Origin of the sequence: Syntrophothermus lipocalidus DSM 12680 (genome assembly GCF_000092405.1) — a bacterium.
Taxonomy (GTDB): Bacteria; Bacillota; Syntrophomonadia; order Syntrophomonadales; family Syntrophothermaceae; genus Syntrophothermus; species Syntrophothermus lipocalidus.
Genome location: NC_014220.1, coordinates 2,023,049 through 2,035,459, shown reverse-complemented (window position 1 = coordinate 2,035,459; position 12,411 = coordinate 2,023,049). Strand labels below are relative to the sequence as shown.

General features: G+C 55.6%; 10 protein-coding genes. 5 read left to right on the top strand and 5 right to left on the bottom strand.

Annotated features, from left to right (window positions below; genetic code table 11):
- Positions 1-129: 129 nt before the first annotated feature.
- The 5 genes from SLIP_RS09860 to SLIP_RS09840 all read right to left on the bottom strand — a co-directional run bounded on the left by SLIP_RS09860 (position 130) and on the right by SLIP_RS09840 (position 5,411).
- Complete coding sequence (locus SLIP_RS09860) at positions 130-909, bottom strand: enoyl-CoA hydratase/isomerase family protein (protein ID WP_013176142.1); 780 nt, start codon at positions 907-909, stop codon at positions 130-132.
- Positions 910-929: 20 nt separating this feature from the next.
- On the bottom strand, positions 930-2,147 hold the full coding sequence (locus tag SLIP_RS09855; protein ID WP_013176141.1) for a thiolase family protein: 1,218 nt from the start codon (positions 2,145-2,147) through the stop codon (positions 930-932).
- Positions 2,148-2,175: 28 nt separating this feature from the next.
- On the bottom strand, positions 2,176-2,946 hold the full coding sequence (locus SLIP_RS09850) for a 3-hydroxyacyl-CoA dehydrogenase (RefSeq protein ID WP_013176140.1): 771 nt from the start codon (positions 2,944-2,946) through the stop codon (positions 2,176-2,178).
- Between the two features lie 108 nt (positions 2,947-3,054).
- Positions 3,055-4,197, bottom strand: coding sequence for an acyl-CoA dehydrogenase family protein (locus tag SLIP_RS09845; protein ID WP_013176139.1), 1,143 nt, complete (start codon positions 4,195-4,197; stop codon positions 3,055-3,057).
- Positions 4,198-4,226: 29 nt separating this feature from the next.
- Positions 4,227-5,411 (bottom strand): thiolase family protein, encoded by a 1,185-nt coding sequence (locus SLIP_RS09840; protein WP_041433634.1) that lies wholly within the window; start codon positions 5,409-5,411, stop codon positions 4,227-4,229.
- Positions 5,412-6,000: 589 nt separating this feature from the next.
- On the opposite strand from SLIP_RS09840, the gene SLIP_RS09835 reads away from it, so the two are divergent.
- From SLIP_RS09835 to SLIP_RS09815, 5 genes are all read left to right on the top strand, one after another.
- Complete coding sequence (locus SLIP_RS09835; RefSeq protein WP_013176137.1) at positions 6,001-7,101, top strand: CoA transferase subunit A; 1,101 nt, start codon at positions 6,001-6,003, stop codon at positions 7,099-7,101.
- A gap of 16 nt (positions 7,102-7,117) precedes the next feature.
- Positions 7,118-8,089 (top strand): CoA transferase subunit A, encoded by a 972-nt coding sequence (locus tag SLIP_RS09830; RefSeq protein WP_013176136.1) that lies wholly within the window; start codon positions 7,118-7,120, stop codon positions 8,087-8,089.
- Positions 8,089-8,892, top strand: coding sequence for a CoA-transferase subunit beta (locus SLIP_RS09825; protein ID WP_013176135.1), 804 nt, complete (start codon positions 8,089-8,091; stop codon positions 8,890-8,892). Before SLIP_RS09830 ends, SLIP_RS09825 begins: the two co-directional genes overlap by 1 nt.
- Before the next feature lie 63 nt (positions 8,893-8,955).
- Complete coding sequence (locus SLIP_RS09820; protein ID WP_013176134.1) at positions 8,956-10,140, top strand: CaiB/BaiF CoA transferase family protein; 1,185 nt, start codon at positions 8,956-8,958, stop codon at positions 10,138-10,140.
- 505 nt (positions 10,141-10,645) lie between these two features.
- Positions 10,646-12,361 carry an adenosylcobalamin-dependent ribonucleoside-diphosphate reductase gene (locus tag SLIP_RS09815; protein ID WP_013176133.1) on the top strand — a complete coding sequence of 572 codons (1,716 nt, stop codon included), beginning with the start codon at positions 10,646-10,648 and terminating at the stop codon, positions 12,359-12,361.
- Positions 12,362-12,411 lie beyond the last annotated feature (50 nt).

Genomic DNA, 12,411 nt, shown 5'->3' with positions numbered 1-12,411 from the left:
TGCCAGTTTCAGCCAAGTGAAACTGGCAGCTTGCATTTTCTCAGGCCTTTTTTACAGTCCCCTTCGAAATACCCCCTCGGGGTACACGACCCCAGTTTCCATAGGATGCCAAAACCTTGACCTTAGGGTTTAACGCCCTTTATAAACGGGTTTCCGTTTCTCCATAAAAGCTTTCATCCCTTCTTTCTGGTCTTGGGTAGAGAACAAGAGGGCGAATACTTTCTGTTCGAAAGCAAGCCCTGATGCGAGATCCACGTTCATACCGTAGTTGATAGCTTTTTTGAGAACACGCAGGGCCCCCGGAGGTTTGGCCGCGAGTTTGGCTGCTATTTTTTTGGCTTCGGTCATCAGCTGATCCGGAGGAACCACTTTGGCGACGAGGCCAAGACGTAACGCGGTGTCTGCATCAATTGGATCTCCCAGCATCGTCAAATACTTACACCACCCCGGGCCAATCAGGCGGGCAAGCCGTTGGGTTCCGCCCGCTCCCGGAATGATGCCCAGGTTGATCTCGGGCTGGGCGAACGTGGCATTTTCGGAACAAATGCGGATGTCACAGCACAGCGAAAGTTCGCACCCACCGCCCAGAGCCATTCCTGCTATAGCCGCTATAACCGGTTTTTCCAGATTAGCAACTTTGTCAAAAGCTTGGTGACAAAGGGCGATAAACGATTCGGCGGTGAGCGAATCGGCCCCCGACATGAACGCTATGTCCCCACCGGCGGCAAAGACTTTTTCCCCGCCCGTTATTATGAGCACTTTTACTTCGTCGTCCGCCGCTATATTGTCCATAGCATTCGACAGCTCGGTTAACATTTCACCATTTATGGCATTCAGTTGTTTGGGGCGGTTCAAGGTAAGGATCCCGATACCTGCGTCTTTCTCGAAAAGCAAAGTCTTAAATTCCATGCCGACCTCTCCCCCTCATTTCAATCCACTTTCACAACCGCGCAGTCCCCCTGGGCCAGCCCTCCGCAGATGGCAGCGACCCCGTATCCACCTCCCCGGCGGCGAAGCTCGTTCACTAAGGTTAGGGTTATCCGGAGACCGCTCGCTCCTACCGGGTGACCGATGGCTATCGCCCCGCCGTTGACATTAGTAATGTCGCGAAGCTTTTTTACCTTAGCTTCATCGAAATCACCCAGGATCTTGGTGGAAACCAGGGGCATGGCTGCAAAAGCCTCATTGATTTCTATGAGTTTGATGTCATCTAACGTCAGGCCAGTCGCGGCCAAACCCTTCTGAATAGCAGGAGCGGGAGCGATGGCGATTTCTCGGGCCGGGCGGGCGATGCTCACCACCCGCAGCAGGGTTGCTAGAGGCTTTAACCCCAGTTCTTGAGCTTTTTTTCTGGTAGTCACGACCACACCGGCAGCGCCCGTATTCATTCCCGGAGCGTTACCGGGAGTGACGGTAGGGCTCCCATACACCGTTGGCAGTTTGGCGAGTTCCTCTAAAGTGGTATCCGGGCGGGGCTGGGTGTCCCGATCCAGTATTACCGGCGGTTTTTTCTTACCCTGGGGTATTTGAATTGAAAATATCTCCTCTTTGAATATTCCCCGGGCTTCGGCTTGGGCATACAGCTTGTGGCTGCGTAAGGCCCATTCGTCCTGCATCTCGCGGGTTACGCCGTATTCGACGGCCACTTCCCCCGCGTCGACTGCCAGAACCCCAAAGCCCGCGTAACCCAGTTGAAAAAGGATATCCACCAGCTTGGCGTTCCCCAGACGGGGGCCTTCCCACCGGTACTCGGGAGGCAAGTAATATGGGACTCGGCTCATGTTTTCGACCCCTATGGCCATGCTGATCTCGGCCTCGCCTATCATCAGGTTCTTCCATGACTCCTGCAAGGCGGTCGTGGATGAGCAGCAAGCCCGGTCGATGCTCATAGATAGGGTTTCTTGCGGCAAGCCAGCTCTTATCAAAGCCTGGCGGGCGATGATGTCGGTCTGGGTTCCGGCTTCCAGAAGCAGGCACTGCCCCAGGTTGACCTCGTCGATCATCTGGGGTTCCAGTCCGGACCGTTTCAACAGTTCGGTTATCGTCCACTCTGCCAGCACGGCGCTGGGAACATTTTTAGTTACGCCGCCAAAGCGGTCAAAAGGCGTGCGCGCCGAAGCGATTATCACCACTTCGTTGTCAGGCATGGATTACCCCCCTTTCTTCTTCTGCAAGCTATTTGGGCTGCATCCTCAGGGCTCCGTCTAAGCGGATTACCTCGCCGTTCAGCATCGGATTTTCAACTATGTGCTGGGCCAGGCGCGCATACTCATCCGGTTTCCCCAGGCGAGAGGGAAATGGAATCATTTTGCCAAGGGCTTCCCGCACTTTATCCGGGAGCTGACCCAGCATCGGGGTATCGAAAATCCCCGGAGCCACGGTACATACCCTTATCCCGTGCTCGGACAAATCGCGGGCTATGGGCAACGTCATCCCTACCGTAGCTGCCTTGGATGCCGCGTAAGCCACCTGGCCTATCTGTCCCTCAAAGGCGGCTACCGACGCCGTGTTGATTATTACTCCCCTTTCTCCCTCTTCATTGGGAGGGTTCTCGAGCATGCGGGTGGCTACGGTTCGGATTACATCGAAGGTTCCGACTACGTTCACTTCGATGGTTCTTCTGAAGAGATCAAGATCATGGGGCCCTTTCTTCTTGTCAGTGGTCTTCATAGCTGCGGCAAACGCAGCGCAGTTCACGAGAATGTCGACTTTTCCGAACTTTTGTATGGTGAACTCCACGGCTTTCTGCACGTCATCCGGTTTAGCGATGTTCGTCTTTATGAAAGCTGCGTGTTCTCCCAGGCGTTCGGCCAGGGCCAGGCCTTTTTGTTCGTTGAGGTCGAATATCACCACGTTAGCTCCGTTTTTAACAAACCTGATGGCGGTAGCTTCGCCCAAGCCCGAAGCACCTCCGGTAATGATAGCACTCCGGTTCGCTAGTTCCATAATCTAATTCCTCCTTCCCAATTTCCATCACAGAACCCGATGACACTCGGACGTGTCCCAGTAGGCAAATCGAAAAATAATACCGGTGCTAACCTGTGGCTGGTTCCTTCACAGCCCCAATCCCCGGGCGATTATCAACTTCATGACTTCCGAAGTACCTGCGTAAATGCTCTGGACGCGGGTATCGGCCCACAGGCGAGAAATTTCGTACTCCGTGCAATAGCCATACCCCCCGAACAATTGAACACAGCGGTTGGCAACCCGATGGGACATTTCGCATACCCAATACTTTGCCATGCTCACCTCCTGAACCACGTCCTTACCCGCCATGTGGTGTAACACCAGGGTATCGACGAAGCCCCGGGCGAGCTGGATCTCGGTTGCTATTTCCGCCAAAACGAACTGGGTGTTTTGAAAGGAACTGAGAGGCTTTCCGAAAAGATGCCTTTGCTTTACGTAGTCGAGGGTCAGTTTTAAGCACCTTTCGGCCAGGGTGACGTTGACGATAGCGGCCAGCAGGCGTTCCTGCTGCAGCTTCTGCATTAGGTAGATGAACCCGTTCCCTTCTTTCCCCAAGAGGTTGCTGGCGGGTACCCGGCAGTCTTCAAAAAAGAGTTCGGCTGTATCCTGGGCGTGCAGGCCTATTTTGGGTATTTGCCTGCTTCGGATAAACCCGGGGGTATCTCTTTCCACCAAAAAGAGGCTTACCCCCTTGGCTCCGGCTGCGGGATCCGTCTTGGCAGCTACCACCACCAGATCGGCCAGAATCCCGTTAGAAATGAAGGTTTTAGAACCGTTTAAAATATAGTGGTCTCCATCCTTGACGGCCCGGGTTCTCATTGCCGCCAGGTCCGAACCGGCACCCGGTTCAGTCATGGCAATGGCCAGTATGATGTCGCCGCTGACGCATTTTGGCAGCCAGCGGGCTTTCTGGTCCTCTGTTCCGTAACTGGCGATGTACGGGGCGACGATATCGCTGTGCAAGAATGAGAAAAAGCTGATGACTCCTTTACTGCCTATTTCTTCGTTGATCACCACCGAAGCCAGAAAGTCGGCCCCCGCCCCACCGTATTTTTCATCCACCCAGGGGCACAAGAAACCGTAGTCCCCCATTTTCTTATAGACTTCACGCGGGACAATGCCTTTTTCTTCCCACTCGTTGTAATAAGGGACGACCTCGTTATCGAGGAAATCGGAAAAGGCACGCCGCAGCATCTCGTGCTCCGGGGTAAAAGGGAGAATTCTTTCCATCACCTATCCACCTCCTTAGTCCCCGGCGATCACAGCATTTCGATGACTGCCGCAATTGCCGGGCCACCTCCGGCGCACAGCGAAGCACACCCGATTTTGGCACCTCTGCGGCGCATTTCATACAGCATCGTAACCACCAGCCGCACCCCTGTAGAACCGGTGGGGTGACCCAAACCGATGCCCGAACCGTTCGCATTGACCCTGCTCATGTCGATTTTCAGCTCGCGGTTGCAGGCCAGCCACTGGGCGGCGAAGGCTTCGTTGATCTCGAAGTAGTCCACGTCCTTCATCTCAAGGCCGGCATACTTCAGGGCCTTGGGAATTGCGAACACCGGTCCGATGCCCATTATCCGGGGGTGAACACCGCAGGACGCCGTGCTGATTACCCTGGCCAAGGGCTTTACACCCAACACTTCGGCTTTGTTCCGGTTCATCAGGACTACCGCTGCCGCACCGTCGTTTAGGCCCGAGGAGTTACCCGCGGTCACGGTTCCGTCTTTTTTGAAAACAGGCGGCAGTTTGCTCAAGGCTTCAACGGTGACATCAGCCCGGGGATGCTCGTCGGTATCGACTACGACCGTTCCCTTGCGGGCTTTGATTTCTACCGGAGCGATTTCGTCTTTGAATTTCCCCTCCTTGATGGCGGCTGCTGCCCGGGTATGGCTGGTATAGGCCAGTTCGTCCTGTTCCTCGCGGGATATCTTGTACTCTTCGGCTAGGGTCTCGGCGGTGATTCCCATGTGATAGCCCATGATGGCGCAGTTCAGCCCGTCCCATATCAAAGAATCGAACGGCCCATCGTCAGCGTGGAACAGGCGGTATCCCTGGCGGGCTTTGAAAAGATAGTATGGAGCCTGGCTCGGGCTTTCTACCCCGGCAGCTAGAACCACATCGTTTTTGCCCAGCATGATCTCCTGGCAGCCAATCTCCAGCGCCCGGAGCGAAGAGCTGCACTGCTGGTTGATGGTGGCCGCATAGGCCTCCCAGGGAACCCCGATTAGGCCCTGGACCTGGCGGGCAGGATTGCCCTTGGCCCCTCCCTGCAGACAATGGCCCAGCAGTACCTGGTCTACCGTGTCAGGACTAATGCCGGTTCTGTCTAGGGCCGCCTTTCCGGCTATCGCTGCTAGCCGAATAAGCGGTACATCTTTAAGGCTGCCCATGAAGTCCCCTATGGGAGTCCTGGCTGCCCCCACTATTACTACCTCTCTCACCACTGGCAATGACACTCCTTTCGGCTTGATAAGGCTCTGCCCAAACCCGTTTTCTGGACTGGCATCCCTCCTTTCAGACGCTTTGTAAGTCAATCGCATCGCAAAAAGCGTGCCACTGGGGTGAGGATGGTCTGAAAGCCCGGTTTGACGCAGTACGGCTGCTCTTGTTCTTCCTCGACCGTAGTCAGAGTTTGGCAAAAATTCTTTACTGAGAACTCTTGGTTTGCCGAATTCTCCCCTAGGAGCCCTGAAATGCGAGACTTGGCAAAATTGACAAGGTTTTGAGATTCTGCAGAAAAAGCGCGGGCAAGGAAATTTTGCAAATGGTTGTCACTTGTGCAAAACGTACAACTGTACGTCTTTCGGGCAAGGAAAAGGTCTTTATGCTTATAAATTGGAAGCAATGCCGATTTTGGCGTAACACATGGGAAATAAACAGGTCATCTGCAGAGAGGACAGAAGGGAGTGCGTCGGAAATGAGCGCTGCTGGCATGGTACTTGCAAAACCAGCAAACCGATGCGGCAAAGTTTCCACAAGGCCTCTATAGCGTGGTGGTTCGAGGTCGCTGGCGAGAAGGGAGGGAAGGACTTGGCTTCCAGCAAGGTAGTTTCTCTGAAAGAAGCAGTACAAGAAATACAGGACGGGGACGTGGTTTTTCTGGGCGGACTCATCGACTGCCGCCGGCCCATGGCTGCAGTTTACGAGATGGTCAGGCAGAAAAAAAGAGGGCTAATCCTCTTGGCCGAGTGTTCGCTGGCAGAGGACATCCTGGTCGGGGCTGGCTGCGTGGCTGCCTGGCGGGGGTGTTACACCGGTATGGCCAGTTTCGGGTTGTCGCCTGCCACACAACGAAAAATCGAGCACGAGGAGCTTATCCCCGATGAGATCGGCCATATCGATATCATCCTGGGGGCCATGGCTGCTATGGCGGGAAGCCTCTTCGTCGCCACCCGGGTCACCCTGGGCAGCGATGTCCTCAACCCTTCGTACGACCGTACTGCCTGCATAAGAAACCTGGCCCGAAACCCAGAAACGATTCCGCGCAAAAAGTTCGTTCTCGTGGAGGATCCCTTTTACGGGCAGGGGACGGTGAAACTGCAGCCAGCCATGCGAATAGATGTAGCGGTTATCCATGTACAGGAAGCAGGGGAAGAGGGTACTGCAAGGATACAGGGCAGCCTGGCTTTTGACCACTACGCCGTACACGCGGCACGAAAGGTAATCATTACGGCGGAACGGGTGGTACCTGAGGAGTACCTGCGGCGGGATCCTAACCGTAACCAGATTCCGGCAACCAGCGTGGACCGCGTAGTAGAGGTGCCGTGGGGCGGACATCCGAGCCAGGTTCCAGGGTTCTATGACGTGGATATGCCTTACATCCGTGACTACTCAGTGCGGGCCCGCACGGAGGAAGGGTTCAAGAACTGGCTGGACGAATGGGTGGTAAGCCTGCCGTCTCGTGAAGCCTACCTGGATAAGCTGGGAGCTGCCAGGCTGGAAAAACTGCGCAGCGTTCCTCCCTTCGGCTACCGTCCGCGCAGAGCGCATGAGGCCGGCGAGAATAGGGGTATTCGTGAGGCGTATTGGCCTGGCGAAGCGACGTATAACGAGCAGGATGACCCTGCTCAAGTGGGCCGTTCGGCAGGGGAGGGGGTGGGACCGGATAGAAGGAAGCACAACCCAACTTGAGGAAAGGAGGTCCATCATGAAAAAGAGCAAGGTAGTGAGCCTGCAGGAGGCCATGCAGGAAGTGAAAGACGGTGACTGCATAGTCATGGGAGGCGTGGTGGAGGATCGCCGTCCGGTTGCCGCTGCTTACGAGCTGGTACGCCAAGGAAAAAGGGGCCTGATAATTCTAGCCGAGTGCTCTCTTTCCGAGGACATACTGGTGGGCGGCGGGTGCGCTGTTGCTTATCGGGGTACGTACAGTTCTATCGGGGCTTTTGGTATCTCCCCCTGTATTCAGCGGATGTCTGAGGAAGGCCGCATCATCATAGATGACATAGGGCACACGGAGGTGTGTCTTGAAGCCCTGGCAGCCATGGCAGGAGCGCCCTTTATCGCGACGAAACTTTGTTTAGGTACTGACGTGCTGAATCCCGCATACGACAACGTGGCTAAGATCAGGGAACTGGCACGGAACAAAGAAGTTCTCCCCGCCCAAAAGTACGTGCTGATGGAGGACCCATTTTTCGGGGAAGGGGTGGTGCAGCTTCACCCGGCCCTAAAGGCGGACGTTTTCATCGCCCACGTGCAGCAGGCAGGAGAAGAAGGGACGGCAAGGATTGACGGGAGCCTAGTCTTTGATCACTTTGCGGTCCATGCGGCTAAAAAGGTGATAATTACGGCGGAACAGGTGGTGCCGGAAGAATACCTGCGCCGGGATCCGAACCGTAACCAGATACCTGCTACCAGTGTCGACATGGTGGTAGAAGTACCCTGGGGAGCTCATCCCGGCCAGGTTTATAACTACTACGACATGGACATTCCCTTTTTGACGGAGTACGCCAAAAAAGCTCGCACCCAGCAAGGGTTCGAAGAATGGGCTGATGAGTGGATATTCAGTGTCAAGGATCATCTCGGCTATCTAAACAAGCTGGGGGCAGCTCGGTTAGAAAAACTCCGGGCCATACCTCCTTTTGGGTACCGCCCGAGAATGAGAGGAGGGATAAAGTAATGGCTCAGTTTGTGCGACCTGGAGATTATACACCGGCAGAGGCCATGGTAATTTACTCGGCCAGGGAGCTGAAAAATTTTGATGGGAAAATGGGGTTGATAGGTATCGGTTTACCACTTCTGGCAACCCAGGTAGCCAAAAAGCTGTACTGTCCGAACATGATAATGATAGTAGAAACCGGCCAAGCGGATGCTAATCCCATCGAAATTCCCATTTCTATCATGGACAGCCGGCTGACCTACGGGTCTTCCTGGCAGATGGGAGATCCCGAAGGGTTATTCCCGTTGGTCAGGGGGGAAATCGACTTCGGCTTTATCGGCGGGGCTCAAATCGACAAATACGGCAACGTAAATTCCACGTTCATAGGCAGCGATTACAACAAACCGGCCAAACGGCTGGCGGGAACGGCAGGAGCGGTCGACATCGGGGGATTCGCCAAAACCACCATCACCACCATGCACCACCAGAAGCGTCGGGTAGTAGAAAAGGTAGATTACTTGACTACTCCGGGATGGATGGTAAAGAAGTGGCCAGAAGGCACCTGGGTGAGGAGGGAAGAGTTGGGCTTGCCCGGAGGGCCTAGCTGCTTTATTTCCACCCTGGGTATCATGCGATACGACGACGAAACCAAAATCATGTACGTGGATCAGTACTTCCCCGGGGTCACGGTGCAACAGATTAAGGAAAACACCGGATTTGACATCGATGTTTCCCGGGCCACTGAGGCGGAACCTATATTAGTCGAAGAGCTGAGAGTGCTGCGGGAAGAAGCTGACCCCCTGAACATTTACCGGACCAGGTAGGCTGGTCCGGTTCAACGCTCAGGGAACCAGGGCTGTACAGTAGTGCAGACAGGAGGTGGAAAAATGGGCTTGCCTCTGCAAGGAATCAGGGTGCTCGACCTCTCCATGTATCTTCCCGGCCCGCTTTGTTCCCAATTCTTAGCCGATTTTGGGGCCGAGGTTATCAAGGTGGAAGAGCTTACAGGGGAGTGGGGGCGCTGGGTACCCCCGAAGATGGGAAAACAGAGCGCGCGGTTTTACGCTGTAAACCGCAACAAGAAGAGCATAGCCCTGAATCTGAAAACAGAAAAAGGGAAAGCCGTCTTCCGCAAACTGGTAGCGACTGCCGACGTGCTTCTGGAACAGTTTCGGCCCGGGGTTATGGATAAGCTGGGACTGGGCTACCAGCAACTTAGAGGAATCAACTCGCGGCTGATCTACTGCGCCATAACCGGATACGGGCAGACCGGCCCGCTAAAAATGGCGGGCGGGCACGACCTGAACTATCTCAGCCTGGCCGGGGTTACCGGCCTAACCGGAACCAAAGAGGGTAAGCCCGCCATGTCCGCCGCGCAGATCGCCGACATCGCGGGAGGAACCCACGGGGCTGTAAACGCCATTCTGTTAGCTCTCCTCGGCCGGGAGAAGAGCGGGGAAGGCCAGTTCTGTGATGTGGCGATGATGGATGGGGCCATCAACATGCTGGCCTACACCCTTGGAGAATGGTCCGGCGCCGGGCAGGAACCGCGAAGGGGAGCAGAGCTTCTCACCGGGGGTTATGCTTGTTACAATATCTACGAAACCAAGGACGGCAAGTACGTTTCCTTGGGGGCCATTGAAGATAAATTCTGGCAGGGATTCTGCGCCAAGATAGGCAGGCTCGACTTCATCCCGTTACAGTGGGTTCAGGACAAACAGGAAGAAATGATCAATGCCATAGGCGAGGTATTTAGAGATATGACCCGCGACGAGTGGGTCGAGTTTTTTGCCGACAGCGACATATGCTTTACTCCCGTTTTGAGCCTGGAAGAAATGGCAAAGCACCCGCAGGTCATGGAGCGGGAGATGGTCATAATGATAGACGATTTTCTCGGCACCGGAAAGGCCATGTTTGTACCGGGTATCCCCGTGAAGCTCTCACATACCCCGGGGCGGGTCAGGCTCGACTTTCCCGAGGTAGGCGAACATACCTGCGAGCTGCTTGAGGAACTGGGCTACACCTCCGAAGAGATATCGAATCTCAAGAACTCGGGCGTCGTGCAGTTTTAGGGAAGATCAACAACCCGGCACTCAGCCTGTGGCTGGGAGAAACCCGCAGTTGTTGGGGGTTTCGTTTCCTTTCGACTCCGGCTGAGTGCCGGCTTGACTTCATGGGGGCGAAGACCTTTTGCAGTACTGCCACGAGGGAAGTGTAAGCAGCCTGATCCGGCAGCGTAACGCTCAGGTCAGAAAAAAGCGGTGAGAACCCAAGAAAAAGCGCGTTTCGGGGCACAATTGAATGGGAGATCAACGTTATGGTATATTGAATGTAAACCAGCGTAGAGTTTCCGGTTGGAAAGAGTAGAGTTTTGTACATAATCCATTGAAAGTGGGGACTCTCTCGTCGATAGTTACTGACGTAGCTAATCACATCAAGGTTCCCAAGGATGTTTTGGTGAGGGAACTTTTCCATGAAAGATAAACTTGGGATTTCTGTGGTTACCTATCTAGGCCTTGTTTGTTAGTGGTTGCATGGTGTTGAACCCAGGCTATTTGGAAAAGGACGTGAGGCGGGGTGCTGTCAGCGGACGGGCAGAAACTGTTCGAGGCCAGGTACGCCATCCGGGACGAGAAGGGAACAGTGGCCGAAACCTTTGACCAAGCAGTAGGACGCCTGGCCCGGACTGTAGCGACGGCCGAAAAGGAACCGAGCCAGTGGGAGGAAAGGTTTGCCCGTATCATAGGGGAGCTCTTTTTTGTGCCGTCAACCCCAATCTGGGCCAACGTGGGCAAGCCCGACCGCCCTTGGCAACCGGCAGCCTGTTTTGTCCTACCCCTTGAGGATTCCCTGGAATCTGTATTCGAGACCCTGAAAGATACCGCCCTCGTGTTCAAATCGGGCGGAGGGGTGGGTTACAATTTCTCGGCCATCCGGCCCCGCGGGTTTCCGGTCCGCTCCAGCCAGGGCCAAGCCTTCGGGGTGGTGGAGCTCTTGCGGCTGTACGACCACGCGGCCGGGATTATCGTGCAGGGTGGGGTGCGGCGAGGAGCCTGCATGGGGATTCTGAACGCTGACCACCCCGAGATCCTCGAATTCATCCGGGCAAAACTGGCAGGGGGGCTGGCGAACTTTAACCTGTCGGTAGGGGTTGGCGACGCTTTCATGGAGGCCGTGCGCGAGAACGGCACCTGGCGGCTAGTTTTCAACGGTCAGGCGATCGCGGAATTACCAGCGGCCGAAGTGTGGGAAGCCATCGTCGAGGCCTCCCACGCTTGCGGAGAACCGGGGCTGGTTTTCCTTGATGCTCTTCAGAGGTCTAATCCCATTAGAGGAACAGTAATCGCCGCTACCAATCCCTGTGGCGAAGTCCCACTTCTTGCCGGGGAATCCTGCATTTTAGGAAGCATAAACCTGGCGCCTATGGTTGATGCCGCGGGGAACCTGAAAGAAGTGCAACTGGCGGAGACGGTCGGGATAGCGGTTAGGTTTTTGGACAACCTGATCGACGTGGGACAGTACCCGTTGACGTTCATAGCCCAGACCACGAGGGCTACTCGCAGAATCGGCGTTGGCTTTACCGGGCTGGCTGATGCTTTAATCAAGTCGGGCCTGGCCTATGATTCGGAAGAGGGGCGGGCTTGGGCGGACCGGGCTGCGGCCATCATCAAAGCAGCGGCTGAGGAAGCTTCTCGCGAGCTGGCGCGGGAAAAGGGGGCTTTTCCCTGGTGGGGAAGAAGCGTCTACTACCCGGATGACCCCCGGCGCAACGCCGCTCTCCTGAGTGTGGCTCCTACTGGGTCAGTCACGCTCATCGCTGCTTGCGAGGGGTACGGCATAGAGCCGATTTTCGCTGTGGCCTACACCAAGTCCACCAGTGCCGCCGGCAAGATAGAAGTGTTCTCTCCCCTGTTCTTGCAGGAATGCGAGAGGCATGGCATACCGGAAACGGTCCGGTCTGAGGTAGCCCGGCGGGGGAGTTGCCAGGGGGTTGACGGTATTCCCGCCGATATGGCCCGGGTTTTCAAAGGGGCCCGGGAGATCGCCCCGGAAGACCACCTGCTGATGCAGGCCGCGGTACAGAAGCACGTGGACAACGCGGTCAGCAAAACGGTCAACTTGCCTCGCGAAGCCACACCAGCCGACGTTGACCATACCTTCCGCTTAGCGTGGGAACTCGGACTCAAGGGGGTCACGGTCTTCCGGGAGGGCGCGAAACCAGCTCCCGTGACGGTGGGGGCAGGCGAACCTGAGGAACCGCCTGAAGCGCATCGAAACTGCTGCTGGGTGTGATACTTTATATGATATTGCACGCAGCCCGTGAGGACACTTGTCGGCATCAC

Excerpts from the sequence above, each read along its gene's own strand:
- SLIP_RS09845 (WP_013176139.1), bottom strand. The coding sequence starts at position 4,197 with ATGGAAAGAATTCTCCCTTTTACCCCGGAGCACGAGATGCTGCGGCGT.
- SLIP_RS09850 (WP_013176140.1), bottom strand. The coding sequence starts at position 2,946 with ATGGAACTAGCGAACCGGAGTGCTATCATTACCGGAGGTGCTTCGGGC.
- SLIP_RS09825 (WP_013176135.1), top strand. The coding sequence starts at position 8,089 with ATGGCTCAGTTTGTGCGACCTGGAGATTATACACCGGCAGAGGCCATG.
- SLIP_RS09855 (WP_013176141.1), bottom strand. The coding sequence starts at position 2,147 with ATGCCTGACAACGAAGTGGTGATAATCGCTTCGGCGCGCACGCCTTTT.
- SLIP_RS09860 (WP_013176142.1), bottom strand. The coding sequence starts at position 909 with ATGGAATTTAAGACTTTGCTTTTCGAGAAAGACGCAGGTATCGGGATC.
- SLIP_RS09830 (WP_013176136.1), top strand. The coding sequence starts at position 7,118 with ATGAAAAAGAGCAAGGTAGTGAGCCTGCAGGAGGCCATGCAGGAAGTG.
- SLIP_RS09820 (WP_013176134.1), top strand. The coding sequence starts at position 8,956 with ATGGGCTTGCCTCTGCAAGGAATCAGGGTGCTCGACCTCTCCATGTAT.